This window comes from Sphingosinicellaceae bacterium (genome assembly GCA_019285715.1).
In the GTDB taxonomy this organism is placed as follows: domain Bacteria; phylum Pseudomonadota; class Alphaproteobacteria; order Sphingomonadales; family Sphingomonadaceae; genus Glacieibacterium.
This window is the reverse complement of record CP079108.1, coordinates 4344571-4371535: the sequence shown is the minus strand read 5'-3', so window position 1 is coordinate 4371535 and position 26965 is coordinate 4344571. Positions and strand designations below refer to the sequence as shown.

The window sequence follows — 26965 nt, the reverse complement described above, 5'->3', positions numbered from 1 at the left end:
GCGGCTTGTAGTCAGCGATAAAGGGCCAAATTCAATGCGTATTACTCTTGATTCTGACGCCCAGACTTGCGTCGTCGAAGCCGATGGCGCTACGATCAGTCACGACCTGTTTTCCAAGGAAGCCTTCGACATAGTCGCCGACCAGTGGGTCCGGCTGGGCTGGGTCCGGAAATACTCCTATGGCTTCTCGTGGCTGGGCCGCCCGATCATCCAGCTTCCAGATGACATGATCCGCATCCAGGAGGCAATTTACGAAGTAAAGCCCGACGTCATCATCGAAACCGGCATCGCGCATGGAGGGTCGCTGATTTTTTATGCCAGCATCATGGAGATGATCGGGCACGGCAAGGTAGTCGGCCTCGACATTGACATCCGCCAGCATAACCGCGAGGCGATCGAGGCGCACACAATGGCAAAGCGCATCACTATGATCGAGGGCAGTTCGACGGCGCCCGACGTCGTTGAGCAGGTTCGCCGGTTGGTCGGTCCGGACGACAAGGTTATGCTGATCCTCGATTCCGATCACTCGCGCGATCATGTTGCCGCCGAACTGGCCGCCTATGCCGACTTCGTCACGCCTGGGTCGTACATTCTGTCCCAGGACGGCGTGATGCAGCTCGTTGCCGGAATGCCGCGTACCGGCAGCGACTGGGCGACGAACAATCCCATCACCGCGGTCAAGGCATTCCTTGCGCGCCGCGCCGACTTCGAACTGGCCAATCCGCCGCGCCGGTTCGACGAGACCGAAAGCACGCCCGAATGTTCGCATCACCCGGTCGGCTGGTTGCGCCGAAAGGCTGGATGATGCGGGCGTGACGTTGGGACCGCGCGGGGCTTTGCGTTATGGAGCATGGCGACGAAGGGCGTGCTGCTGTCGACGCTGATCGACTGCAGTCTGATCATGGGCGGCGTCGAAATGAATCCATCAAGACAGGGTCGCTTCACGGCCGGCAGCCGCGTTGCAATCTGGTCGCTTGAATGGTTCGACTGATTGCCGCGCAACTCGACGGCTCTCGTGATGAATCCGGATTAGCTAGATAAGGTCCAATCACTTGCTGATTCAAGAAGAAAGGATTTCCGGATTGTCGCCAGCCTCGGACCTCGGCCCCGTTCCAAAGATCAGCATTGGTGTACCGGTCTATAACGGGGCAGACACGATCGCTCGGGCACTTGACTCGCTTCTGGCTCAAGAATTCACCGACTTTGAATTGATCATCTCGGATAACGCATCGACCGACGGAACCTTAGAAATAGTGCGCGCTTATTCAGCGACGGACCAGCGTATTCGTCTGATCGAACAGCCGGTCAATCGGGGTGCCTTGGCGAATTTTGCATTCGTCCTTAATGCGGCGGTCGGAGAATATTTTGTCTGGGCAGCATCAGACGATATTAGGTCGAGCGACTATCTTCGTGTCAATTATGATTTTCTGGTTTCTCACCCCGAATATGTCGCATCGACGTCCCCGACCGTGTTCGATGAGCAACTGCTCGCACCACTTGTCGACGGGGGCGGTATACTCGGTGCCGCTGACCTAGGTGCGCGAATAATATCGTTTCTCGCGATCGTCCATGACAACAGCTGTTTTTATGCGCTCATCCGCCGTGAGTTGCTAAAAGCAGCAATGTCGCCGATTGCATGGTATTTGGGCTTCGATTGGACGATAATCCTTCGGGTTGTCTCCGCCGGGCCAATCGCGCTGCTAGATCAGGGCTCAGTTGTCCGAGGCAGTCGAGGGATGAGCTCCAATCCGAGCTACATTATGACCTCATCTCGGGTCCGCAAGATCAACTGGATATTCCCCTTCTTTGACTTTAGCCTGGCGGCGTTGCGCTGCGCGCGGAGGACTTCTTGGCGTGATCGCCTCACGATCGCTTACTTATTGCTACGATGGAATTATCGGGCTTTCCGTGCCCAGCTCTCGCTGGGGTTGTCTAATTGGCGCTCTTTATCCAGAACAGTTTCGATCTGAAATTAATGATCCGCCAACAAGTATTCTTGCAACGCAGATATCACCAAGAGCAGTGCTAGACATAAATAGAATGACTCATCAAAGTGGCTCAATCTGCCCTGTTTCCACATTCAAGACCGGTAACCCCCGAATTTCTTCAATGCGATCGGAACTGCGCAAGTAGGTCATTTTTCCGCCGCCATCGCGTGCTTCTCTGAACCGCGATTCGACATATGCTTGTTCCGCAGTCAAGGCGTCGAACTTGTCGTTCATAAGATCGCTGCGCACAAAGAACGCGTTGAGCCCCTCGCTCGAAACGCCAACCAAAACATAGCCCTTTCTGTTGGCCAGAAACGTAACTGCTTCCAATGAGGAGCCAAAATACAAGTTCGAATGATGCTTTTGGGTTCTCTTGAAATCAGCCTCATAAGGAACGGTGATCTTCCTATCCCTCCCAAATACGGAGTTATACTCAGTCACCAGTATTCTCGGCCGGTATCTCGAGATAGTTTCTAGAACAAAATAGTCGACCCCGTCGATATCGATTGACATCAAGCCAATGTCGGCGTCGAAGCCCGAGAGGTCCAACAGTTCGTTAATGTTTTCCGCTGTGATAAAGCTGGCCTGATAACGAATATCGTATCTAGGAAAATAGTAGGACTCTCTTAAGCGCTTCAAATTAGCCGGTGATCCATCGATGACAAATCCGCTCCAGTTATTGTGCATCATCAAGAAGCGGCAGTTAGACTCGGAAAAGTCTTCTACTCCAAATTCGATAAAAGTTCGGTTCTCGATGCACACGTCCGAAACGAGTTTTTGAATGATCCCGTCCTCGCCCCACTGGGAAAAAACCTTGAATTCGTAGTCCTGCAGATTTCGCGAACTGACCGATCGGTTTATTGAGCTTTGAAGGCGGCCCTGGCCGATCTTCAAATCATCGATTCTCAGGTTGAGGCCAGAAAGAGCTCGGTAAGCGGCGAGAATACGCCTCGCGTACTGTACGATCATGCGCCGTAGTCTCCGGGACTCAACATCCACGCCAAAGTGAGGTCTAACTCCCGCCTCAAGACCGAGACCTGTGCGTCCAATTTGGCGGTGCTCCCAACGAGCGATTTGATCTCATCGGCGCGGACAAAGGCCGGATTGACGCGGACCTCAAGCTCGTGGCCGGTGATCGCTGAACAGGTGTCGACGATCCATTGGAGGGAATAGGCACGGCCGGAGCAGACGTTAACGATCTCGCCCTCGGCTGCGGACAACAGCAACTCGGCGTAAAGGCCGGCGACGTCGCGGACGTCGCTGAAATCGCGGGCGACGTCGAGATTGCCGAGCTCAAGGACCGGCTCACGGCGGGCGAAATGACCGACGATCTTTGGGACGAGGAACTGCGCACCCTGACCGCGGCCGGTATAGTTGAATGGACGCGTTACGATAATTGGCAGCCGGTCAAACCATTGACGTACCAAATGCTCCATTGCCAACTTGCTGCAGGCATAATGATTGACAGGAGCCGGCGTACTCGTCTCGTCGATCGGCGAGACGAGTGCATTTCCATAGATGTTGGCGCTGCTGGCGATGACGACCTTGCGGACCGGGATCGGCGCGCGCACTAGAGCTTCGAGCAGATTGACCGTGCCGATAGTGTTGACGCGGTAAAAGTCAGCCGGGTCGCTGTGCCCGACAAAGCTAATTGCCGCCAAGTGGATCACAGCGTCCGGTTTGGAAGCTGCGAGAGCTTTGGCGAGCGATTCCGGCTCCTTCAAATCGAAACCCGGACTGGCGACTTCGGGATCGATGATCTCATGGCCGCCGGCACGCAACGCATCCGCCACATACCGTCCGGTAAATCCCGACAGGCCGGTGATGAGCACCCGCGACGCCACGTCAGAATGAGACCCCGGCAGTCACGCGGCGCAGGTCAGCATCAACCATCAGCTGGCACAATGTCTCCAGGCTGGTCGTCGCCTCCCAGCCAAGTTCGGCCTTCGCCCGCGCCGGGTTGCCGATCAGCAACTCGACCTCGGCCGGGCGGTAGAACGCCGGATCGACGCACACCACAGTCCGGCCGGTTGCCTTATCTACGGCTATTTCCGTGTCCCCGCTGCCCCGAAATTCGAGATCCACGCCAACGGCGCGGAACGCCAGGCGGACAAAGTCGCGGACGGTTTCGGTGCGATTGGTAGCCAGGACATAGGCGTCCGCCGTGTTGGCGCGCAAAATTCGTATCATGCCGTCGACATAATCCTCAGCGAAGCCCCAGTCGCGCTTGGCATCCATATTACCGAGGGCCAGCGTATCGAGCTTGCCGAGCTTGATCCGTGCCACCGCATCTGTGATCTTTCGGGTTACGAATTCCAGTCCGCGCAGCGGTGATTCATGATTGAAAAGGATGCCGCACGAACCGTGGATGCCATAAGACTCCCGGTAGTTGATGGTCATCCAATGAGCATATAACTTGGCAACGCCATAGGGACTGCGCGGGTAGAAGGGCGTGGTTTCGTCCTGTGGAATTGCCTGTACCTTGCCGAACATCTCCGACGTCGACGCTTGGTAAAACCGGACCTTGGAATTGATCAGGCGGATCGCTTCGAGAAGGTTTAAAGCGCCCAGCCCGGTGATCATCGCGGTTGCAGTTGGTTGCTGAAACGACACTCCGACGAAGCTCTGCGCTGCCAGATTATAGATCTCGTCCGGCTCAATGGCGGATACCAGTGACATGGTGGCACCTGGATCGACGAGGTCATGCTCGACCAGGCGCAGATTGCAATGATCGCGGATTCCAAGCTCGGTGATACGCCAAAAATTTGCCGAACTGGTCCGGCGAAAGGTGCCGACCACCTTGGTGCCTTCAGCAAGTAGCTGTCGAGCCAAATACGCGCCGTCCTGACCCGTAATACCGGTAATGATTGCGGTACGCATTTACCAAGATAACTCCAAATGGGTTCGCAGAGGAAGCAAAACGATGCACGCAAGCCAGAGATTGGCCTGTAAGGTAGCGCGCGGCCTAGCTACCAGCCGGGCACTTGTCACGGACTTTGAGACCGTTGGAGGTCCGCTACACGTGGTAGGTCGTAGCAGAATGGCTTCATCGAGAGCCTCAGTGCCCTTGCGCGACGAACCGCGCAACGAGACGCTGCTCGGGTCTCTGCCTCATGCGCGGCCGATGCCAGAAGCCTGGCGGAACATTTCGCCTGGCAGCTTGCCCGTATCTCGCAGTCGCGCAGCCGACGCCGGTGCGTCTTGGCGCTAATCTGGGCCGCCGCCAGCAGAGCGGCGACGTCTTGCAAGGTCACGATCGCGGCTTCGAGCGTCGGCCACAAAACCGCCCATTGCTCAGAGCTCGGCCGAATTTCGCTAATGTCACTGATCCGCCATGCGATGGCGTTCAGGATGGCGTTTGCCTGACGCTGGAGCTTGCGAAGTTGGCGACGTCGTCGGTCGTCATGTGCGCGCTGGCCCCGCGCCTGCGGGAGCAAGGCGGAACATGGAGCGGTTTCATGGTTGCCGGGGTCCGCGCGCAGCGCCTTGGCCCGATCCAGCAGCCGCTCGTGCTGCCTGATACTCCCAGCCTCGGCTTAAACGTCGCCGACGCGCAAACGCGCCTTGCAGCCGTAGCGAGCTTGCAGCCGGGCGCCGAGCAGGGCCGCCAATACCGGCAGGCAATCCTTGGCCGCCGCCGCAATCTAGAGCGCGTCGACCATAAACCCGGGGAATCCGAACGATTCTGACGGCACCGGTGTTTTCCGAGGCACAAAGGCCAAGCCGGGTTTGACAGTGTTCAGCTGCCAACCACCTGCCTTCACCGCATCCACGTACGCTTTGACCGCGCTCTTGATCAGTGGTCATCAGGATCTCTATCCTCAAACATCGTCATCTTACCTCATAACGTGTCTGCATGATTAGCAATGTGACAGGTCCAACCCGCAGGCTGTGTTCCTTTTGATCGCGTTCTGTTAGGGTTGCGTGTGGAAGTAATGGGTGACGTAACGTTTTGCAGAAGAGGTAACCCACGTCCCAGTGCTTGCGAATCAACAGTAGCGTCTCTAACTTCCCCTTAGAAAAATGACTGAAGAGACCTTTTCTATGGATAAAAATATACCACAGCAGAATCTTACCGAGCTGACCGTCGAGCTACTGTCGGCTTTTGTCGCGAACAATGCTGTCCGCAGCGATGACCTGCCCGCATTGATCGCCTCGACCCACGCCGCGCTGTCGGGACTGACGGCAACGACTGCCGAGCCGGCCGCCAGCCCGGACCAGCATCAGCCCGCGGTGACGGCGCGCAAGTCGCTCGCCAATCGCGACTTCATCATCTCGCTGATCGACGGCAAGCCCTACAAGAGCTTGAAGCGTCACCTGACCGGTCACGGCCTGACCCCGGAAGAGTATCGCGCCCGCTACGGCCTCGCCGCTACCTATCCGATGGTTGCGCCGGGCTATTCGGACGCGCGTCGTGAGGTCGCCAAGCGCCTCGGCCTCGGCCGCAAGCCGCGCGCCGCTCCCGTCGAGGAAGCCGCACCTGCACCGACTCCTCGCAAGCCGCGCGCCACCACCTAAAAGTTGATGCAAACTTGCGATGCCACCGCGCTATACGCGGACATCGCTCGTGTCATGCAACTGTTACAATAACGCAGAGCGCCCTTTACATAAAATCCTATTTGTAGTTCAATCGTGTATATGCTTTCATCATTTGGAAAGAATTTAAAATTTCTTCTCGTGGAATCACTTAGGCGCTTGACTGCGGCGGTCGTTATAGCGCCAGCTTTGGATCGTTCCGTCACAAAATACCCTTGTTATGGATATCGAGGCACGCCACATTTCTCGTGTTGATTGTGGGCTGTTTGGGAATAATATGTCGTTGACGAGGCAAGACGATCTGAGTCGCATCGACCAAAGAGTCGAAATTCGGTCAGCGGGATCGGCTAGCACAGGCCTTACCGAACAAAAGCGACCGGAATGTGTAAATTTGTTGTAAATACTGAGTGAACTTATAACTTACTAAAAAGGGGAGCGGATCAAATGGTTAAGCAGCTTTCGACGCGGCAACGGTTGTTGCTTGGCGCGACCTTTGCGGGAATCGGTGCATTCGCCTCTCCTAACGCGGCGCTCGCGGATTGCCTCCCTGATGCATCCGGAACAACCGTTACATGTTCAACAGCTGACCCCGACGGTTACAATGGATCGGCGGTCAATGGCCTGACGGTCAGCATCATTCCCAACACGATCGTTGGCGGTACGTTGTCTGCCGGCACCGGGAGTGCGATCAATAACGAGGGCACGATTACTGTTGCTGGGGTCGCTGTTTCGACCGGCGGTGGTAGTACCATTACGAACGCCACGACCGCGACGGGGATCATCACCGGCGACATCGTCTTCGGCCCGGCGACGGATACGCAGGTCAACACGCTGAATAACTATAACGCCACACCAGGGGGCATCACCGGCAACATCACGTCGGGCGGGGCGCTCAACGTCACCAACACCGGCAGTATCGTCGGCAACCTGTCCTCGACGGGTAACACGACGATTACGAACAGCGGCGATTTCACCGGCGACATCGTGCTCGGTGCAGGTAACGACGTTGTCACCAACACCGGCACGTTGACCGGCAATGTCGACCTCGGCGGCGGCGCGACCAATGTTTTCAATGCGGACGGCAGTGCGCAATTTCCCACGGGCACGCTGACTGCGGACGCAGGCAGCCTCAACACGCTCAACTTGGGTGCTGCTGGCGGTACCCTCGGTGCGGTTACCAACTTCAGCGTACTCAACGTCAATGCAGCGGTCGGCAACACGTGGTTGGTCAATGCACCGATCGTGTTCGCCAATGGCATCAACCTTAATAGCGGCTTCTTCCAGACGACGGACGCTTCGAACCTCGGGACGAACACCATCGTCAACAACGCCGGACCTGTTGGAGACGGCGGTCTTTATTTCGACAACACCACGACCGGTACCTACGCCGGCAACATGTCGGGCACTGGCGTGACCTATGTGGGTTTCGGCGGAGCGGGCACGACAACCTTTTCAGGCGTTAATACGACGACGGGTGGCACTTATATCGACGGCGGCACCCTTATCGTGACCGGTGGGTCGGCTCTGTCGGACACCGGCGAGGTCCAGCTTTCGAATGGCGGCACGCTCGACGTCGCGACCACCGAGACGATCGGCGCGCTCAATGACGGCGTGTTCTACGGCGGCAAGGGAAATGTCACGCTGTCGGGTGGCAATCTCGTCATTAACAGCGGTGCTTTTGGCGGCGTCATCTCGGGCGCAAACGGCATCGAAAAGATCGGCACGGACATCCTGACCCTCTCCGGTGCGAACACCTTCACCGGGTCCGCGACCGTGACCGACGGCACGCTCGTGCTGGCGGGTGGCGCGGCGATCGACGACACGGCGGCGGTGATCGTCAACGCGACTGACACGACGGCGGGCACGCTTCAGGTCGACGATGCCGAGACGATCGGGAGCCTATCAGGCAACGGCGGCACGGTCGTGCTCAATGCCGGCCTCACCACCGGTGATGCGACCGACACCGCATATGCCGGCGTGATTTCCGGTGTCGGAGGCCTGACCAAGGCAGGTACCGGCATTTTCACCCTCACCGGCGCGAACAGCTACAGCGGTGGCACGACGGTCGACGCGGGCACGCTCGAGGGCAACACGACCTCGATCCAGGGCGATGTGCTGGTCAACGCGGCAGGGACGCTGCTGTTCACGCAGCCCGTCGACGGCACCTATGCCGGCATGCTCACGGGAACCGGAGCGGTGACCAAGGCAGACGTCGGCATCCTGACGCTGACCGGCACCAACACCGGCTTTACCGGCACGACAAACCTGAACGGCGGCGCTGTTGCAATCGCCTCCGAGGCCAACATCGGCACCGGTCCGATCGCCTTCGATGGCGGCACGCTGCAGACCACGGGTGCGACGACGCTGGCCAACGCGGTCACCCTCAACGCCGGCGGAGGCACCTTCCAGACCGACGCCGACACGACAGCGAGCGGTATCATCACTGGCGCGGGCGCGCTGACCAAGACCGGCGCGTCGATGCTCACCTTGACCGGCTTGAACGATTACACCGGCGGTACGACCGTTTCGGCGGGCATTCTCAAGGGCGACGCCGGCGTCGGACTGCAAGGCGATATCGTCAACAATGCCGAAGTCGACTTTACCGGTGCTTTCGCCACCTACGCGGGCAACATGTCCGGCACTGGCGGTGTAAAAGTCGTCGACAACGCGGTGGTTGGCTTCAGTGGAGCGAACACCTACGCCGGACCGACCACGATCGATGTTGGCAGCTCACTCTTCAGCTTCTCCGATACCGCGCTCAGCGGGGCCTCGGCGTTCACGGTCGACGGTGTCCTCAATATCCAGACCGCCACCAACACTATCGGCAGCCTCAGCGGCACCGGTGAAGTGAGCGGAAATACCGGCTCGGTCCTGAATATCGGTGCGGACAACACGTCGACGACGTTCGCCGGTGATTTCGATCCGATCGACGTCAACAAGATCGGTACCGGAACGCTGACGCTGACCAGCACAAGTGGTCTCAGCACCGTCGGTGCGCTCGGTGTCAATGGCGGTATGCTCGAGCTCGACGGCATTCTTGCCGCGACGACCGGCACGTCGGTCGCGAGTGGCGCGACGCTGAGTGTCGGCACGGCGGGCAGCCTGACCAGCGACGTCGTCGGCGCCAGCGGATCGATCACCCAGGTGAATGGCACGATAACCGGCAACATTGCCAACGCTGGCACGCTGTCGGGCACCGGTACGGTCGTCGGCACCTTGACCAACAGCGGCACGGTCGCTCCGGGCAATGGCGCCGCGGGCATCCTCAATATCAATGGCGCATTCGCCCAGACGGCGGCCGGGACGCTGGCGATCAGCCTCAGCCCGACCGCGACGTCGGGCACCGGCTATTCGCAGATCTTGGTGACCGGAGGACCCGGCACGGCGACCCTCGACGGCATCTTGTCGGTGAATCGCTCGGGCGGCCTCTACGTCGCAGGCAGCACCTACGATATCATCAATGCCTCGGGCGGTATCACCGGGGGATTCGCGTCGGTCACCGGCAATGTCGTGTCGCCGTTCATCACACTGACGCCGGTGGGGATTGTGACGCTGGCCGGTACTGACCAGGTCTACCGGCTACAGGTATCGCGGACCAACTATGCGGTCGGCATAGGTGCCTCGGCGACGCCTAACCAGATCGCGGTCGCGAACGGCTTCCAGGGTCTCGTCGCCGGCGCGACCGGTGGTGCGGCGACCGCGGTCATCGCCGTCGACAACATGACCGGCTCGCAGGCCCAGTCGTTCTTCGACCAGGTCAGCCCTGAGCCGTACGGCGCTTATGCCACCGCATTGCTCAACCAGAGCGAGCTGTTCACCCGCCAGGTTGCACTGCAGATGCATGCCACGCCGAACACCGGGGACGGCGCCAGTGTCTGGGGCCGTGGCTACGGCCAGTGGGGCAAAGGCCGCGACCGTAACTTCGAATACGGCACCGACCAGGACACCTATGGCGGCGCGCTCGGCATAGATTACCGGACTGGTCCGGCAGTGTTCGGGGTTGCTGGCGGCTGGTCGCACGACAAGCTCGACTATGCTCTCGGCAACAGCCGCGGCAAGGCGAACAGCTGGCAGGCCGGTGCCTATCTCGACTATGCGATGGGCTCGATCGATTTCGACCTGCAGGGCATGTATTCGCACGGCAAGTTCAACGCGTCGAAGTCTATCAACGTCGCGACTATCGCGAGTGACACCGACGCTCGCTTCAACGGGCATCTGTGGAAGGTGATGGGAACCGTCGGTTACAACGCCGATATGGGCAGCATCACGTTGCGGCCGTTCGTCGGGTTCGACTTCAGCCGTGGCAGGGTGAACAGCTTCACCGAGACCGGGGCCGGTGCGCTCAATCTGACCGTCGCATCGATCAACGCGAGACGAAGCGACGCGATGGCTGGCGTGGACCTTGGCTCGAAGACCAGCCTTGGTTTCTCGCCTTACGCACGCCTCGCTTACCGCTATGACGTGAAGAACCACTACCGCAACGTCTCGGCCTACTTCAACGGCGATCCGACAACGGAGTTCACCGTCGCCGGTGTGCGTCCCGGCCGGTCGGAAGGCGATGTCGATGCCGGGGTGAGTTATGGGATCAGTCCGGGTTCGTCGGTGTTCGTCGGTTACGAGGGCACGTTCCGCAAGGATACCCGCAGCAGCGGCGTCTCGGCCGGGTTCCGGCTCGCGCTCGGCGGCCATGCCGCCGCGGCGGCTCCGATGGCGGCGCCACCGCCGCCGCCTGCGCCCGTGGCGCCGGCACCGTTGCCGCCCTGCCCGCCTGCCGCGGTGACCCCTGGACCGTTTCTGGTCTTCTTCGATTGGGACAAGTCGGTGATCACGCCTGAAGCAGCTGCAGTCCTCGATCGTGCCGCGGAGCAATATACCGCGACCGGCCAGACCACCGTCCAGCTTGCGGGCCACGCCGACAAGTCGGGTTCGCCAGATTACAATGTCGGTCTCTCGCAGCGTCGTGCCGACGCGGTGAAGACCTATATGGCGACCAAGGGCGTGCCCGACGGTTCGATGACGACCGAAGCCTTTGGCGAGAGCCGTCCGCTCGTCGATACCGCCGATGGTGTTCGCGAGCCACAGAACCGCCGTGTGCAAATCACCTTCGGGGGGGCGTCGGCACCCGCAAACAGCCCCTGCACACCGCAGTAAGTCTCTCCTACAAAACCGGATTGGGGCCGCTTCTTCGGAGGCGGCCCTTTCTTAGGGGGCTTGGGCTGTTTGAACATGCGGCGGCAGCGCTGGGCGACGATGTGAGCGATGCCGTACCTCGGGCGGCGGTATCCCGGACGGCGGGAGCAAACTGATCTGCGTTAGTGGAATTGGCAGCCGCACCGAACTTGGCAGCGGCGTGGGGGCGCGGATTGCCAAGTCTGGTACTGCGCGCTTAGGCGGCGATCACCGCACCTCCTCCGGGGTCAGCGACAGCACCCGCGTCTCGGTGATTATGGCCAGGTCGAGCCACCCTAGGATCTCACTATTCGTTGCCGGGTCACGTGGAGAGTACCGCCGACGTTCGGCAGCTTGCTCGGCGACGGGCTCCCAGCGCTCAGCTGGAATCCGCCGGCGTAGGGCGGCGATCATTTCAGCGGATGCCGGTCGGCCGTACTCACGGCGACTTCGCCAGATCAGGGTCAGAATAGCCAGCGCGAGAGCGGCCGATCCCGCGATCCACGTCGGGACGCACGCCAGAGCGGAATGATTCTCGGTAGCCAGGGCGATGCTCACCTCATAGCTCTCGAAACGCAGAGGCAGATCACCGTCAATCCGGCCATGTAAACGCCGAGGTGCCAGTGGATGAAAATATCCAGCCTATCCGTGGTTAGCTGGGTCCCGGGTCAAGCCCGGGATGACATCGATCACCTGGGCCCATCAGCAACGCAATCTAGCCGGATTTCGTGGCCGTCGCTGCCGACCAGCGCGCATCGACCGCCGCCTTGAGCCCGGCTGCGGGTAGGCGGCGGACCAGCGTGATGCCCTCGAGCTCGACGGCGCGGCCGCGCAGCAGGCGTTCCCGGAGCGCATAGCCGACATCGTAGATCGCGGCGTCGCGGCGGGTCGTGCCGCCATCGACGAACTCGGTGACGATACCGACCGGCAGGCGCGGCGGATGGGCGTCACGCGCACTCGGCACGGCTTTGCGGACGCCGTCCTCGATCCAGCCCGCCTCGATCCGGGCGTTGCCGGTGGTGTCGACGGTGTCGGCGCGAACAGTCGTGGGGAAGAACAGGGTCTGGGTCTGGACGACGGCATCGCCGTGCGCGGGCTTGAGGCTCAGCGTCGTGCGGGCAGCGTCGGCGCTGCCGGTCAGCAGCAGCGGTGCCGCGGGAACCGGCTTGGCGGACTCGCTGCGCTCGCGCTCGCGGTGCGAATCCCAATAGCCGGCGGCGGAGATCACCAGGGCGAGCACGCCGATCAGCTCGGCAAAGCTGATCCAGCGCAGGCGGCGGCGCTTGGCGGCGGGAGTCTCGGGGATGTCGGCCATATCCCGCGCCATACAGTCGGAGGCGTCCGGGTGGAAGGCGTCACCGGCGCGACACGCGGAACCCTTGTCCGGGGCTTCGGTTGACCAGAGCCGCACCGGAGATCTTGATGCCCGTTCCCGTCCGCTACACGCCCTCCGTCGAGCAGCCCGAACCGGACGAGGCCGAGACCTTCGCCGCGATCATCGACACGATGAAGACGATCAGCGCGACGACCTTCAAGGACGAGGGCCGCGCCATCCGCGCCGTCCATGCCAAGGCTCACGCCCTGCTCGACGGTACGCTGACCGTGCTCGGCCTGCCGCCCGAACTTGCGCAGGGGCTGTTCGCGACGCCCGCCACTTATGCCGCCAAGGTCCGCGTCTCGACGTCGCCCGGCGACCTGCTCGACGACCACATCTCGACGCCGCGCGGTCTTGCGATCAAGGTTCTGGGCGTCACCGGCGAGCAGCTGTCGGGCAATGCCGGTGACGCGACACAAGACTTCCTGCTCGTCGACGGGCCGGCGTTTCTCGCGCCGACGCCCAAGGCCTTCCTCGGCAGTCTGAAGTTGCTGGCGGCGACAACGGACCGGGCGGAGGGCTTGAAGCGCGCCTTCTCGGCGACGGCGCGGGGCATCGAGACGGTGCTCGAGGCGATCGGGCAGAAGAGTTCAACGCTGACCGGGCTCGGCGGGCACAAGCTGACCAACCCGCTTGGGGAGACCTATTACTCGCAGGTGCCGATCCGCTACGGCGACTATATTGCCAAGGTCTCGGCGGTGCCGGTGTCGGCGGACATCACCGCGCTGACCGATGCCCGGGTCGACCTGTCGGGCAAGCCGGACGGTCTCCGCGAGGCCCTGACCGGCCATTTCGCCCATGACGGCGGTGAATGGGAGATCCGGGTCCAGCTGTGCACCGACCTCGAGACGATGCCGATCGAGGACGCCTCGAAGGTCTGGCCCGAGGACGAGGCCCCGTATGTCGCCGTCGCCCGCCTCACCTTGCCGCCGCAATCATCCTGGGACGCTGAAAAAGCCGGTGAAGACGACGGGGTAGCGTTTGCGCCGTGGCACGGCCTGGTCGCCCATCAGCCGCTCGGCGGCGTCATGCGTGCCCGCCGGTCGGTTTACGGCGCGCTGCAGACCGAGCGTTCGACCCGGAGTGGCTGCCCGTTCAGCGAGGCGGCCTGAGCCGCCCCGCCGAACCCGGCGCGCCTTAGCCGAACGGCCAGATATGGAAGACCGCCAGCAGAATGATGATCGGCAACGGCACGCCGACCGCCCACAACACGCAACCCTTGCCCATTCGTCACCCTTCCAAAGTTAGAGGGGCCTGTAACGTAACCGCAATGAGAGTGTTCCGCGGCCGGACGCGATACTAGGGCAGGAACAGCCTCCGCAGGTCGGTCTTGACGATCTTGCCGTTGGCGTTGCGGGGCAGCGGGCCGTCCCAGAAGCGCACCTCGACGGGCACCTTGAACGCCGCCAGCCGGGCCGCCACGAAGGCGCGAAGCTCGTCGGCGTCGACGTGGGCGCCGGGCTTCAGGGTGACAATCGCGGCGGGCTCCTCGCCGAGGCTGTGGTGGGGGCGGGCGACGATCGCCGCGTCCATCACGGCGGGGTGCTCGTAGAGGGCGTTCTCGACCTCGACGCAGTAGATGTTCTCGCCGCCGCGGATCAGCATGTCCTTGGCGCGGTCGATGATGAAGCAGAAACCCTCGTCGTCGAGGCGCGCCAGATCGCCGGTGTGGACCCAGCCGTCGGTGAAGGTCTCCGCGGTTGCCTCGGGCTTGTTCCAATAGCCCTTCACGACGTTGGGCCCGCGTCCCCACAACTCGCCGATCACGCCGGTCGGCAGTGGTTTCCCCTGCGGATCGACGACCTTCAGGTCGCACACCGCGACCGGCGGCCCGCAACTGTCGGGGCGGTGCTCGTAATCCTCGCCCATGTGGTGGGTGAAGGTGGCGGAGGTCTCGGTCATGCCCCAGCCGTTGCCGGGCTGCGACTTCGGGAAGCTCGCCTTGATCTGGCGGACGAGTTCGGGGGCCGACGGTGCACCACCGTAAGCGACGCTCTCCAGGCTCGACAGGTCATAGTTGGCGCGGGCCGGGTGCTCGATGATCTGCCAGGCGATGGTCGGGACGCCGCCGCAGCTGCTGATGCGCTCGCGCTCGATCAGCTGCATGGCGCGCTCCGGGTCCCACTTGCGCATCATCACCAGCTTGACCCCAGCGAACAGGGCCGGCGACAGGACGGCGTGGCAGCCGGTGGCGTGGAAGAACGGCACGCTGAGGAGGGTCGACTTCTGCGGCGCGGCCGGGTCGGGCGCGGGCGGGGTTTCGCCGCGGCGGACGTAGGTCCGGGCCTGGCTGAAGGCGCTTGCCATGATGTTCGAGACGATGTTGCGGTGGGTGCCGAGCGCACCCTTGGGCTTGCCGGTGGTGCCGCTGGTATAGAAGATCGTCGCGTCGTCCTCAGGCAAAATTTCGACTGCCGGGAGGTCGCCGGGCGGCAGCGCGGCCCAGGTTTCCGGGGTGCCGATGACGGCTTCGAGGCGTGAGATCAGCGGGTTGGCGCTGGTCTCGCTGTATTCGTCGGCGTCACGGGTGACGTAGATGCGCTCCAGCGCGGGGCAGTTGGGCAAATGCTCGGTCAGGCGGGCGAGGCGCTCGCCGTCGACGACGAGCAGCTTGGCGCCCGAGTCCGCCAGCCCGTATTCGAGCTCGGCACCGGTCCACCAGGCGTTGAGCGGCGTGACGATCGCCCCGCACACCTGCGCCGCGAAGAACGCCACCGGCCATTCTGGGATGTTGCGCATCACCACCGCGACGCGGTCGCCCTTGACCAGCCCGTCCGCCTGGAACCGCGCGGCAAGGGCCAGCGCGGCACGGGCAAAGGTCTCGAAACTGACGCGCTCGTCCTCGTGGACCAGAAAGATCCGGTCGCCATGCAGCCGCCCGCCGAGGAAGACGTCACGCAGCGTCGGCGGGGCGTTCTTCCACGTCCGGGTCGGGATGCCGCGGATGTCGAGCGTGACCATCTCGAACGGCTGGCCCGGCGCGGTCAGCAGCGCGTGCGCGTCGGCGATCGACACGGCGGGCCAGGCGGCGGCAGGCTTCAGGGCGGTGGCCATCGTTCGCATCTCCCAAGGCTGATGTTTTCTTTCGATAATAGGAGGAGCGCAGCGGTCTTGCCTAGTGGACCCGCTCGCGCCGCAGCGTCCGGTTGAGGCAGGTGTAGGCGAACAGTCCTACCAGCGCGGCCGCCGCCAGCCAGTACGGCAGCGCATGGTCGAACTGGTACAGCCCGATGCCGACCGCGGGGGCCAGCACGAAGCAGGCACCGTTGACCTGGGTGACTGCGCCCGCGACCGCGCCCTGCTCGCTGTCGGCGACCGCGAGGCTCGCGCCGGCGGTAAAGCCCGGCCGCGCGAAGCCGTAGCCGAGGCTGGTCAGCGCGTACGACAGCACCAGCGTGTGGAAGCTGTGCCCGAGCGCGATGCCGAGCGTGCCGAGGCCGGCGAACAAGGTCCCCCAGCGCAGCAGTTGCGGCGGCATCAGGCGGAGTTTTGGGATCAAGCCCCATTGCGCCAGCAGGGTCGCACCCGCGCCCGCCATGAAGACGATGCTGATCGAGGCCTGCGCCGCGAGCGCGCTGCCGCCCATGCGGTCGATGACCAGGAAGCCGAGCGTCTGGCCGGTCGCGGCCTGGATGCTGCCGCTGGCGAAGCCGAAGATCATCAGCGGCGCGATGCGGGGGTCGCTGAGCTCGAGCCGCGTGCGGCGGCCGGCATCGGCGGCGATCGTGCTGGCCCCGGTCGAGACGCCGCCGACACTGGGCTCCGACGACGGCGCGCCGTGGTGGCGGAGGTCGGCGCGGCTGAACCGCGTCGGGTCGTCGTTGGGCAGGCCCCTGGCGACCGCGACGATGACCACGACTGCAATCGCCGCAAAGGCGAACAGCGGCCCCGCCAGCCCGAGCGTGCCGAGGATGAACAGCGGCGCCAGCGCCGGGCCGATGATGGTGCCGAGGCCGAAGGCGGAACTCAGGCTCGACAGCGCGTTGGTGCGCTCGCCCTCGGTAGTCCGCGCTGCGACATAGGCCTGGGTCGCGGGGTTGGTGGCCGACCCGAAGATGCCGAACAGACTGCGCAGCACGGCGAACACCGCGAAGGTCGCGACCGGTGCGAGCCAGCCGTGCAGGCCCGCGAGGATGGCGAAGCCGCAGCCGAGCATCGACACGCCAAAGCCGACGACGCCGACGATGGTCAGCAGTTTGCGCCCGCGGATGTCGGACTGGCGCGCCCAGTACGGTGCGCTGAACGTCCACAGCAGCGCCGAGAACGAGAAGATCACCGCGACCAGCATGTCGGGCAGGTGGATGACGCGCGCGATCGCGGGCAGCACCGACTGCAGCGCGGTGTTGCCGGCAGCGACGGTCAGCAGCGCCGTGAACAGCAGGGCGAAGTGGCGACGGGGCAACGCCGGCCCGGTCGACGCCGGCCCGGTCGACGCCGGTTGGGTCCCCGCCGGTGCAGTCACGATCGGTTGGGTCATGATCGGCTCGGTCATCGTCGCCGGGATGGCCGTCCGCAGGAACTTTGCCAACCCCCGAGGATTCACAGTGGCGCGGATAGGGGCTATATGTCGTGGCCACGGCCTCGCCCGGGAACAGTGCCATCAAGCAAGTCGCCGCGTTGCCTTATCGAGACGGTCCGGGCGGTTCGCCCGAAGTGCTGCTCATAACGTCACGCGGCACGCGGCGCTGGGTCCTCCCCAAGGGCAATCCGATCCGCGGCCTGTCGGCGCACCTCGCCGCCGCGCACGAGGCGTTCGAGGAGGCTGGCATCTCCGGTATCGCGGGGGCCGAGCCGCTTGGCAGCTACGGCTATGACAAGGTCCGCCGAAACGGCACGACGCGCGCCGCACGGGTGGAGGTCTTTCCCCTCGCCGTCCACGGCCGCGCCGACGACTGGCCCGAGCAGCACGAGCGCGATTCCCGGTGGTTCAGCCTCCGCGACGCCGCCGCCGCGGTCGAGGAGCCCGAACTCAAGGCGATCATCGCCGCCTTCCGTCAGCCACCAGCGCGGGCGCTGAACGGATTCCGCCGACTGGCCCGGCGGCTGCTGGGGCGGACGGTGGAGTAGGGGGCGGCACGGTCGGCGTGCATCCAGAATCGACCGTCGGCCAGCCCATGCGGTGGCCACCCGGTACCGTTCAGGCAGCCGGGGGTGCGAATACGCGCAGGCGGTGACCATCGGGATCGAGTGCGACGAAAGTGGTGCCGAAGCTCATGAGGGTCGGGGTCTGGATGATGGGCAGGCCGCGCCGGCTCCAGTCGGCATGCGTCGCCTCCACTGCGGCGGCATCGGCCACGGCAAACGCAATCTCGCTGGCACCGGTCTGGCCCGTGCTCTCCGGCTCCACCGTCGCCCGAGACCACAGGCCCAGCATGACGCCATCGCGCAAAGGCAGGATCGCGATATCCGGTTTCTGCGCGACGATCGGGATGCCGAGCAGTTCGTGGTAGAGGGCAGCGCTGGTGGCATGGTCTCGGACGTGCAGCAGCAGGAAGTTGAAGGCCGGCATAAAAAACCCTTCTGGATCGGCGGCACGCAGGATCGGTGCCGACGACAGGGAAATACGACACCATCCTGTCAGTTTCTGTCAGCAGTCATTGCTCGGGGACGCCCTGGACCGCGTGCCACTCCTTGAGCAGCCTGGCGCGGCGGCGGGGATACCGCTCGGCCGTGCACTCGAGCGTGGCAATGCGGTCGATCCTGAAATGGCGGTAGCCGGCCCGCAACTCGCACCACGCGACGAGGACACGCACCCGGTCGTAGAAAGCCAGCGCGATCGGCCAGATGGTCCGCTCGGTGGCGTTGACCTGCTCATCGGCGTAGGCGACCCGCATCTTGCGCTCGGACCGGATCGCTTGGCGGATCGCAGCAAGCTCGCCGTCTCTCACCGGGATCGGCTCACCAGGACCGATCAACAAGCCCGAGGCGTCGATCCCCGCCTTGAGATCGTCGGGTAGCACGGCGCCGATCTTGGCGAGCACGTTGCGCGCGGCTTTGCCGAGCGGGCCGTCCGCCCGCTCGGAAACCCATCGTGAGCCGAGCACCAGCGCCTCGATTTCCTCTTCGGAGAACATCAGCGGCGGCAGCATGAAGCCGGGTCGGAGCACATAGCCCAAGCCTGCTTCACCCTCGATATGCGCGCCCTGGGCCTTCAAAGTCTCGATGTCGCGATAAACGGTCCGCAACGAAACGCCGAGTTCTTCCGCTAGAATGGCACCCGCAACCGGTCGCCGGTGCCGCCGCAGTGCCTGGATCAGGTCGAGCAGGCGTTGTGCGCGAGACATGAACACCGCTCCCCGAGGGCATACTGCCATGATCTGGCAGCCGGGCAATCCTTCCGAAAGTCGGTCCCGATCGTGAAAGCAGGCGATTGCTGCGGTGTCCGCAATCGGCGACGACCGTACTACGTCCCGTCCGGCATGAGACCGGCACCCGTCACGCCGCGCGCAGCACCTCGAGGAACGCGTCGCCATAGGCCTCGAGCTTGCGCGCGCCGACGCCGCTGATCTGACCGAGTGCTTCCGCGTCGCGGGGCCTCGCGGACGCCATCGCCTTCAGGGTGGCGTCGTGGAAGATCACGTAGGGCGGCATGCCCGAGGCGGCGGCGAGCTCGCGGCGGACGCGGCGGAGTTCGTCGAACAGGACCGCGTCGCGGTCGCTGAGGTCGGCGGGCGCAACGCCGGGCGCGCGGCGGGTACGTGAGCCTCGCGCGGGGGTGGCCTCGACGCGGAGCTCGACCGGGCGCTCGCCCTTGAGGATCGACTTCGCGCCGGGGCCGAGGCGCAGGCCGCCGTGCTCGGGGTCGCGGGACAGCGCGTCGGTGGCCTCGAGCTGGCGGGCGAGGGCCTTCCAGTCGTCGGCGGGGAGGTCCTTGCCGATGCCGAACACCGACAGCGCCTCGTGGCCGAACTTGCGGACGCGCTCGCCGGTCGAGCCGTGGAGGACGTCGACGAGGTGCGCAACGCCGAACCGCTGACCGGTGCGGACCACCGCCGACAGCAATTTGCGCGCCGCCTCGGTCGCGTCCTTGAGCGCCGGCGGCGACAGGCAGGTGTCGCAGTTTCCGCACGGCAGCGGCGCGGGCTCGCCGAAATAGGTCAGCAGCGGGATGCGGCGGCACTGGGTGGTCTCGCAGAACGCGATCAGCGAGTTGAGGCGGGCGGTGTCGGCGGCGACCTTCTCCGGCGCGCCCTCGCCGATCCAGCCGCGGGCGCGGGCGATGTCGTCGGCGCCGTACAGCAGGTGCGCGACCGCGGGGTCGCCGTCGCGGCCGGCGCGCCCGGTCTCCTGGTAATAGGCCTCGATCGACTTGGGCAGGCCGAGGTGGGCGACGAAGCGCACGTCGGGCTTGTCGATGCCCATGCCGAAGGCGATCGTCGCGACCATCACCATGTCGTCGGCGTCGACGAACGCGGCCTGGTTGCGGCGGCGCTCCTGCGGGTCGAGCCCGGCATGGTAGGCGCGGGTGTTGAAGCCCTGCGCCGCCAGCGCCGCCGCGGTCTTGTCGGTGGCCGACCGCGTCGAGGCGTAGATGATGCCCGACTTGCCCGCCTGCGTGTCCAGAAAGCTGCGCAACTGCTGCATCGGCTGGCTCTTCGCGCGGACCTCGTAGCGGATGTTGGGCCGGTCGAAGCCCGCGACGACCATGCGGTCCTCGGCGATGCCGAGCTGGTCGAGGATATCGGCGCGGGTCTGGACGTCGGCGGTGGCGGTCAGCGCGACGCGGGGCACGCCCGGCAGCAGGTCGCAGAGCGCCCGCAACTGGCGGTACTCGGGGCGGAAGTCGTGGCCCCACTGACTGACGCAGTGCGCCTCGTCGATGGCGACCAAGGCGATCTCGGCGCGCGAGACCATCTGGCGGAAGCTCGGCAGCGCGGCGCGCTCGGGGGCGACGTAGAGCAGGTCGAGCTCGGCGTTGTTCATCGCGTCGATGGTCGCGCCGGAGTCCTGAGACTGGCTGTTGAGGGCGGCGGCCCGCACCCCGTAGGCCCGGAGTGCGCGGACCTGGTCCTCCATCAACGCGATCAGCGGCGACACGACGATCGCGCAGCCGGGGCGGACCAGCGCCGGGACCTGGTAGCACAGCGACTTGCCTGCGCCGGTCGGCATGATCGCCAGCGCGTCGAGGCCGTTGCAGACGTCGTGGACGATCCGCTCCTGCTCGCCGCGAAAGCTGGGAAAGCCGAAGACCTGGTGCAGAATTTGTTCGGGGGATGGCATGCTGGACGCTGGATAGCGGCACGGGGGGCGCGATGCTATGGCCGCGACGATGTTGAGCCGCGCATTCATCACCCGGGCGACGATCCGGGGCGTCCTGTTGGCGGTCGCCGCAGGCATGGTGATGGCGGCCGAACCCGCTGTGTTCGAGCGCGCGGAGCGGCTGCCCCTGACCGCGACGTCGATCCCGCTCGACCCGCAGGATGCCGCGCACCGGGACGTCGGCCGGCTGCGCTACATGGGGGGACTGGCGCTGCGGTCGACCAACGCGAACTTCGGCGGGGTGTCGGCCCTGCGGGCGGGCAGGGACGGCTGGCTGCTCGGCATCACCGACACCGGCACCTGGGTCAGCCTGCGCACCGTCGAGCGTGGCGGCCGACTGGTCGGGGCCGTCGGCGGGACCATCGCGCCGCTGCGCAGCGACACCGGCGCGGTCGCGCACGCCAAGAGTGACGTCGACGCCGAGGGCCTCGAATGGGACCCGGCGACCGGCGACGCGCTGGTCAGCCTCGAGGGCGATCACCGGGTCATGGTCTATCGCGGCATCGACCCGGCACGCCCTGCCAGCCTCGACACCAATGCCGTGGCGACGATCCGCAACCCCGCCACCGCGCGCTGGTCGTCGAACAGCGGCGGCGAGGCGATCGCGACACTGGCCGGCGGCGACCGGCTGATCTTCGAGGAGGGCGACGCCCAACCGACCCTCGACGTGCTGCGCATCGGCGGGGGCGGCACGCAGGTGCTGCACTACACGCCCCCCACCGGCTACCGCCCGACCGACGCGGTCGAGATCGAGCCCGGCGTCATGCTCGTCCTCAACCGCCATTTCGCGCCGAGTGACGGCGTTGCGGCGGCCCTGACGCTGGTCCCGGTGGGAGCGGCGATGCAGGGCACCGAGATCGCCCGCATCAAGCCGCCGCTGAACATCGACAACATGGAGGGCATGGCACTCGTCCGGGTCGCCGGGCGGACCTTCATCTATCTGGTTTCGGACGATAATTTTAACGGCTTCCAGCGTACGCTGCTGATGAAGTTCGAGCTGATGCCTACCCGATAGCCACTGCGAGGAGCGCGCGATGATCGTCGTCCACCATCTTGAGAATTCGCGTTCGCAGCGCATCCTGTGGCTGCTCGAGGAGCTTGGCCTGCCCTACGAGGTCAAGCGCTACGAGCGCGAGAAGACGACGATGCTGGCCCCGCCGGAGTTGAAGCGCGTCCACCCGCTCGGCAAGTCGCCGGTGATCGAGCACGACGGCCGCGTCATCGCCGAGACCGGGGCGATCGTCGCGTATCTTGTCGCGCTGGCGGGCGGCCGACTGGGTGCGCCGGCCGATCCCGACGCGGCGCTGCGCTTCACGCACTTCCTCCACTATGCGGAAGGGTCGATGATGCCGCCGCTGCTGGCGATCCTGGTGATCGGCCGGATGGGAGTGCTTGGCTGGCCGGCCCGCAAGCCGCTGCAGAAAATGCTCGGCGTCCATCTCGACTGGCTCGAGGGCGAGCTGGCGACGCGACCGTGGTTTGCGGGCGACGACTTCACCGCTGCCGACGTGATGATGAGCTTTCCGCTCGAGGCCTCGCGCCAGCGTGGCGGGCTCGACGGATCGCGACCCAAGCTGATGGCGTGGCTGGCGACGGTTCACGCGCGGCCGGGGTATGTGAAGGCGCTGGCGGCGGGCGGGCCATACGCGTTCGCGTGAGGAGGCTTCGATAGGTGCTCGTCATCCCCGCGAAGGCGGGGATGACGGCAGAAGCGGCGGCACGTATCGGCCCTGTCCGCTACCGCCCGCCGAGCGACATCAACATCGCCGCGACCTGCTTCTCGTCGACGCTGACGACGCCGTCGCCGTTGGTGTCGGCCAGGTCGAACAGGTGCATCGGGCGTTCCTCGGCCTGCTGCAGCGTGACGCGGCCGGTGTCGTCGGGGTCGGCATGTTCGAACCAGTGGCCGCCGATGTGGTCGAAGGCCGCCAGCTCGCCCGGGCGGTCGGGCGCGCGGGCCTGGCGGGCGCGGTAGGCTTCGTACTCGGGCCGGGTGACGACGCCGTCGTGGTTGGTGTCCATCGCGGCGAACTGGCGCTTGACCACCGCGATGACCTCCGACCGCTGGATCGGGCGGTCGGGCAGGTCGTCGACGCCCTGCGCCGCCGCTGCGGTGCCGGCCAGCGCCACGGCAAGAATGATGATGCGCATGTGTGCTCCTCGACCGTGATTACGCACGACGAAGTGCGCGCCCCCCGGTTCAGAGCGCCCGCTTACCCCTGCCAGCTGCCGTCGAGCATCTTGATGATGCCCGAGAAGTCGCGGCCCTCGCCGCCGAGCCCGGCGAACATCTGGTACAGCGCCTCCGCCTGCGCACCCATCGGCACCGACGCGCCGACCCCCTGCGCCGCCTCGACCGCAAGCTTCAGGTCCTTGAGCATCAGCGCGGCAGCGAATCCGCCCTGATAGTCGCGGTTCGACGGCGCGGCCGGGACCGGTCCGGGGACCGGGCAATAGCTCGTCATCGACCAGCACTGGCCGCTCGCCTTGGAGCTGATGTCGAAGAAGGTCTGTGCATCCAGCCCGAGCTTCTGCGCCAGCACGAACGCCTCCGCGGTCGCCACCATCGACGCCCCGAGCAGCATGTTGTTGCAGATCTTGGCGGCCTGTCCGGACCCGGCTTCGCCGGCGTGGATGATGGTCTTGCCCATCCCCGCGAGGATGGCCTCGGCCCGCGCGAAGTCCGCCGCGCTGCCCCCGACCATGAAGGTCAGCGTGCCGCCGTTGGCCGCCGCGATGCCGCCCGAGACGGGAGCGTCGACCATGGCGTGGCCCGCCGCCAGCGCTGCCGCGGCGACAGTCTTCGCCGTCGCGACGTCGATCGTCGAGCAGTCGAGCAGCAAGGTGCCCGGCCCGGCAGCCGCGAACACGTCGTTCTCATAGACCGCGCGGACGTGCTTGCCCGCCGGCAGCATGGTGACCACCGCGTCGACGCCGCTCGCCGCTGCATTGGCCGAGGGCGCCGCGGTGCAGCCTGCCTCGACGGCGCGCCCGAGGGCCGCCTCCGAAAGGTCGAACGCCGCGACCGCGTGGCCCGCCTTGACGAGGTTCGCGGCCATGCCGCCGCCCATGTTGCCGAGCCCGATGAAGCCGATCTTCATGGTGCCGCTCACTTCATCGTCGGGATGACGAAGCTCGAATCGGTGACCGCGGCACCGACGTCGAGGCTCGGCCAGCGCTGGGTCACGGTCTTCAGGCGGGTGTAGAACTTGACGCCCTCGATGCCGTGGATGCCGGTGTCGCCGAACGCCGAGCGCTTCCAGCCGCCGAAGCTGTGGTAGGCGACCGGAACCGGGATCGGCACGTTGATGCCGATCATGCCGACCTCGACGTTGGCCGCGAACTCGCGTGCCGCGGCACCGTTGCGCGTGAAGATCGCGACGCCGTTGCCGTACTGGTGCTTCGAAGCGAGATCGACCGCTTCGCCGAGGTTCTCCGCACGAACCATCTGCAGCACCGGCCCGAAGATCTCGTCCTGGTAGCTCTGCATGGTCGGCTTGACGTGGTCGAACAACGTCGGACCGACGAAGAAGCCGCCCTCATGGCCCTGCAGCGAGAAGCCACGACCGTCGACGACGAGTTCCGCGCCCTCCTCGACGCCCATGCCGATGTAGCTCTCGATGCGCTCGCGGTGCGCCGCCGAGACCACCGGACCGTAGTGCGCGTCCTTGTCGGTGGAGACGCCGAGGCGGAGCTTGGCGATCTCCGGCAGCAGCGCCTCGCGCAGGGTTTCCGCGGTGTTGCGACCGACCGGCACGACCACCGGCAACGCCATGCAGCGCTCGCCCGCCGAGCCGAAGGCGGCCCCGACGAGGTCGGCCACCGTCTGGTCCATGTCGGCATCGGGCATGACGACGCCGTGATTCTTGGCGCCGCCCATCGCCTGCACGCGCTTGCCCGCCGCGACGCCGCGCCGGTAGACGTAGTGCGCGATGTCGCTCGAGCCGACGAAACTGACCGCCTTGATGTCGGGGTGGTCGAGGATCGCGTCGACCGCGACCTTGTCGCCGTGGATGACGTTGAGGATGCCCGCCGGCAGCCCGGCCTCCAGCATCAGCTCGCCGAGCCGCACCGGCAGCGACGGATCGCGCTCGCTCGGCTTGAGGATGAAGGCGTTGCCGCAGGCGATGCCGACGCCGAACATCCACATCGGGATCATGCCCGGGAAGTTGAACGGGGTGATGCCGGCGACGACGCCGAGCGGCTGGCGCATCGAGTAGACGTCGATGCCGGGGCCCGCGCCCTGCGTGTACTCGCCCTTGAGCAGGTGCGGGATGCCGCACGAGAATTCGATGACCTCGAGGCCGCGCTGGATGTCGCCGCGGCTGTCGGCGATGACCTTGCCGTGCTCGCTCGACAGCATGTGCGCGAGGCTGTCCATCTCGGCCTCCACGAGGCGCTTGAACTCGAACATGACCCGGGCCCGGCGCTGCGGGTTGGTCGCGCCCCAGGCCGGCTGGGCGGCAACGGCATCGGCGACGGCGCGGTTGACCAGCGCTTCGTCGGCGAGGCGGACACGGGCCTGGACCTGGCCGGTGTTGGGATCGAAGACGTCGGCGCTGCGGTCGCCTTCGGACACGCTGGAGCCGCCGATAATGTGGTCGATGTTGCGCATGATGATCTCCCGGGCCGGTCTGCGCCGGCGACGCGGCTCCGGTCCCATGCTAGAGACTTGCAGGCAAGAGTGGAGTTTCGCAGCCTTGGCCTGCATTTTCGCAGCTGTCGGATGAATTGGGATGACCTCAGGCTGTTCCTTGCGGTCGCAAGGACGTCGCGGCTGTCGACGGCGGCGCAGGCGCTCGGCCTCGACGCGACCACCGTCGGGCGGCGGATGGACCGGCTCGCGCAGGACCTCGGCACCACCTTGTTCGAGGCCGGACCGACCGGGCGCGTCCTGACCGAACGTGGCGCGCAACTGCTGGTCCACGCCGAAGCCGTCGAACATGCCGCGTTCGAAGCGCGCAGCGAGGTCGCGGGGGAGCGCGGGCTCCTGTCGGGCACCGTCCGGGTCAGCGTTGCGGAGGGGTTCGGAACCTGGGTGGTGGCCCGGCATCTGGTCGATTTCCACCGCGCCAACCCCGGCATCGTCGTCGAGCTGATCGCCTCCACCGGCTTCCTCAACCCGTCGAAGCGCGAAGCCGATGTCGCGGTCATGCTGGCGCGCCCGACCTCCGGGCCGCTGGTCGCGCGCCGCCTGACCGACTACGCGCTCGGGCTGTACGCGAGCCCGCGCTACCTCGCCGGAGCCGCGCCGATCGCGACCCTCGCCGACCTTCGCGACCACGTCCTGATCGGCTACGTTCCCGACACGCTCTACTCGCCCGCGCTCGACTATATCGCCGAGGTTCGCCCCGGCACCGCCCCCGACATCCGCAGCTCGAGCATCAATGCGCAGGCGGCGCTGGCGGTGTCCGGGGCCGGCCTGTGCGTGCTGCCGCGCTTCATCGGCGCGCAGGAGTCGCGGCTGGTCGCGGTGCTGCCGGGCGAGATCGCGCTGGTCCGCAGCTTCTGGCTGGTCGTCCACCGCGACGTCCGCAAGCTCGCGCGGGTCGCGGCGTTCGTCGACTGGCTGGCGAAGCTGCTCGATACGGAGAAGACGCTTTTCGGGGGGTGACCGCGCCCGCCGACTGGCCGAGAG

Annotated in this window: 24 protein-coding genes; 11 read left to right on the top strand and 13 right to left on the bottom strand. The window is 65.2% G+C overall.

Annotation, left to right across the window (positions count from 1 at the left end):
• The first annotated feature begins 34 nt into the window (after positions 1 to 34).
• The 3 genes from KX816_20330 (at position 35) to KX816_20320 (ending at position 1970) form a co-directional block, all read left to right on the top strand.
• Positions 35 to 805: a cephalosporin hydroxylase family protein gene (locus tag KX816_20330; GenBank protein ID QXQ06462.1), complete on the top strand. Its 771-nt coding sequence runs from the start codon at positions 35 to 37 to the stop codon at positions 803 to 805.
• A gap of 45 nt (positions 806 to 850) precedes the next feature.
• Positions 851 to 991: a hypothetical protein gene (locus KX816_20325; GenBank protein QXQ06461.1), complete on the top strand. Its 141-nt coding sequence runs from the start codon at positions 851 to 853 to the stop codon at positions 989 to 991.
• A gap of 61 nt (positions 992 to 1052) precedes the next feature.
• Positions 1053 to 1970, top strand: a complete 918-nt coding sequence (locus tag KX816_20320) for a glycosyltransferase (protein QXQ06460.1) — start codon at positions 1053 to 1055, stop codon at positions 1968 to 1970.
• Between the two features lie 78 nt (positions 1971 to 2048).
• Here KX816_20320 and KX816_20315 read toward each other — a convergent pair whose 3' ends face one another.
• From KX816_20315 to gmd, 3 genes are read right to left on the bottom strand one after another with little or no spacing between them, the layout of a single operon-like run.
• Positions 2049 to 2957, bottom strand: a complete 909-nt coding sequence (locus tag KX816_20315) for a hypothetical protein (GenBank protein QXQ06459.1) — start codon at positions 2955 to 2957, stop codon at positions 2049 to 2051.
• Complete coding sequence (locus KX816_20310) at positions 2954 to 3832, bottom strand: GDP-mannose 4,6-dehydratase (protein QXQ06458.1); 879 nt, start codon at positions 3830 to 3832, stop codon at positions 2954 to 2956. The genes KX816_20315 and KX816_20310 overlap by 4 nt, the downstream gene beginning before the upstream one ends.
• A 1-nt stretch (position 3833) precedes the next feature.
• Positions 3834 to 4868, bottom strand: coding sequence for a GDP-mannose 4,6-dehydratase (gene gmd, locus KX816_20305; GenBank protein ID QXQ06457.1), 1035 nt, complete (start codon positions 4866 to 4868; stop codon positions 3834 to 3836).
• Between the two features lie 314 nt (positions 4869 to 5182).
• On the opposite strand from gmd, the gene KX816_20300 reads away from it, so the two are divergent.
• The 3 genes from KX816_20300 (at position 5183) to KX816_20290 (ending at position 11675) form a co-directional block, all read left to right on the top strand.
• Positions 5183 to 5677, top strand: coding sequence for a hypothetical protein (locus KX816_20300; GenBank protein ID QXQ06456.1), 495 nt, complete (start codon positions 5183 to 5185; stop codon positions 5675 to 5677).
• A 355-nt stretch (positions 5678 to 6032) separates the two neighbouring features.
• Complete coding sequence (locus tag KX816_20295) at positions 6033 to 6506, top strand: MucR family transcriptional regulator (GenBank protein QXQ06455.1); 474 nt, start codon at positions 6033 to 6035, stop codon at positions 6504 to 6506.
• A gap of 462 nt (positions 6507 to 6968) precedes the next feature.
• Complete coding sequence (locus KX816_20290) at positions 6969 to 11675, top strand: autotransporter domain-containing protein (protein ID QXQ06454.1); 4707 nt, start codon at positions 6969 to 6971, stop codon at positions 11673 to 11675.
• Positions 11676 to 11921: 246 nt separating this feature from the next.
• On the opposite strand, the gene KX816_20285 is transcribed toward KX816_20290, so the two are convergent.
• Both KX816_20285 and KX816_20280 read right to left on the bottom strand, forming a co-directional pair.
• The gene (locus tag KX816_20285) at positions 11922 to 12251 is read right to left on the bottom strand and encodes a hypothetical protein (protein ID QXQ06453.1); all 330 of its coding nucleotides are present in this window, start codon (positions 12249 to 12251) and stop codon (positions 11922 to 11924) included.
• A gap of 157 nt (positions 12252 to 12408) precedes the next feature.
• Positions 12409 to 13008, bottom strand: coding sequence for a hypothetical protein (locus KX816_20280; GenBank protein QXQ06452.1), 600 nt, complete (start codon positions 13006 to 13008; stop codon positions 12409 to 12411).
• Positions 13009 to 13115: 107 nt separating this feature from the next.
• Here KX816_20280 and KX816_20275 point away from each other — a divergent pair, with 107 nt between their 5' ends.
• Complete coding sequence (locus KX816_20275; protein ID QXQ06451.1) at positions 13116 to 14180, top strand: catalase family protein; 1065 nt, start codon at positions 13116 to 13118, stop codon at positions 14178 to 14180.
• Positions 14181 to 14367: 187 nt separating this feature from the next.
• On the opposite strand, the gene KX816_20270 is transcribed toward KX816_20275, so the two are convergent.
• The gene (locus KX816_20270; GenBank protein QXQ06450.1) at positions 14368 to 16122 is read right to left on the bottom strand and encodes an acyl--CoA ligase; all 1755 of its coding nucleotides are present in this window, start codon (positions 16120 to 16122) and stop codon (positions 14368 to 14370) included.
• A gap of 61 nt (positions 16123 to 16183) precedes the next feature.
• Positions 16184 to 17545, bottom strand: coding sequence for an MFS transporter (locus tag KX816_20265; GenBank protein ID QXQ08712.1), 1362 nt, complete (start codon positions 17543 to 17545; stop codon positions 16184 to 16186).
• A 122-nt stretch (positions 17546 to 17667) separates the two neighbouring features.
• On the opposite strand from KX816_20265, the gene KX816_20260 reads away from it, so the two are divergent.
• The gene (locus KX816_20260; GenBank protein QXQ08711.1) at positions 17668 to 18135 is read left to right on the top strand and encodes an NUDIX hydrolase; all 468 of its coding nucleotides are present in this window, start codon (positions 17668 to 17670) and stop codon (positions 18133 to 18135) included.
• A 70-nt stretch (positions 18136 to 18205) separates the two neighbouring features.
• On the opposite strand, the gene KX816_20255 is transcribed toward KX816_20260, so the two are convergent.
• The 3 genes from KX816_20255 to recQ form a co-directional block, all read right to left on the bottom strand.
• On the bottom strand, positions 18206 to 18577 hold the full coding sequence (locus tag KX816_20255; GenBank protein QXQ06449.1) for a VOC family protein: 372 nt from the start codon (positions 18575 to 18577) through the stop codon (positions 18206 to 18208).
• Between the two features lie 85 nt (positions 18578 to 18662).
• Complete coding sequence (locus KX816_20250) at positions 18663 to 19352, bottom strand: YafY family transcriptional regulator (GenBank protein ID QXQ06448.1); 690 nt, start codon at positions 19350 to 19352, stop codon at positions 18663 to 18665.
• A 151-nt stretch (positions 19353 to 19503) separates the two neighbouring features.
• Positions 19504 to 21288: a DNA helicase RecQ gene (gene recQ / locus KX816_20245; protein ID QXQ06447.1), complete on the bottom strand. Its 1785-nt coding sequence runs from the start codon at positions 21286 to 21288 to the stop codon at positions 19504 to 19506.
• 49 nt (positions 21289 to 21337) lie between these two features.
• Between recQ and KX816_20240 the strand changes: the two genes are divergently transcribed.
• Together KX816_20240 and KX816_20235 are read left to right on the top strand one after the other, a co-directional pair.
• Positions 21338 to 22342: an esterase-like activity of phytase family protein gene (locus tag KX816_20240; protein ID QXQ06446.1), complete on the top strand. Its 1005-nt coding sequence runs from the start codon at positions 21338 to 21340 to the stop codon at positions 22340 to 22342.
• A gap of 19 nt (positions 22343 to 22361) precedes the next feature.
• Positions 22362 to 22985, top strand: a complete 624-nt coding sequence (locus tag KX816_20235) for a glutathione S-transferase (GenBank protein QXQ06445.1) — start codon at positions 22362 to 22364, stop codon at positions 22983 to 22985.
• A gap of 79 nt (positions 22986 to 23064) precedes the next feature.
• Here the strand turns inward: KX816_20235 and KX816_20230 are convergent, their stop codons facing one another.
• From KX816_20230 to KX816_20220, 3 genes are all read right to left on the bottom strand, one after another.
• A complete protein-coding gene (locus KX816_20230) occupies positions 23065 to 23478 on the bottom strand; it encodes a hypothetical protein (protein QXQ08710.1) in 414 nt (137 codons plus the stop codon).
• Positions 23479 to 23540: 62 nt separating this feature from the next.
• On the bottom strand, positions 23541 to 24503 hold the full coding sequence (gene mmsB / locus KX816_20225) for a 3-hydroxyisobutyrate dehydrogenase (GenBank protein ID QXQ08709.1): 963 nt from the start codon (positions 24501 to 24503) through the stop codon (positions 23541 to 23543).
• A complete protein-coding gene (locus tag KX816_20220) occupies positions 24437 to 25942 on the bottom strand; it encodes a CoA-acylating methylmalonate-semialdehyde dehydrogenase (GenBank protein ID QXQ06444.1) in 1506 nt (501 codons plus the stop codon). Before KX816_20220 ends, mmsB begins: the two co-directional genes overlap by 67 nt.
• A gap of 111 nt (positions 25943 to 26053) precedes the next feature.
• On the opposite strand from KX816_20220, the gene KX816_20215 reads away from it, so the two are divergent.
• Positions 26054 to 26941, top strand: coding sequence for a LysR family transcriptional regulator (locus KX816_20215; protein QXQ06443.1), 888 nt, complete (start codon positions 26054 to 26056; stop codon positions 26939 to 26941).
• The last annotated feature ends 24 nt before the right edge of the window (positions 26942 to 26965 follow it).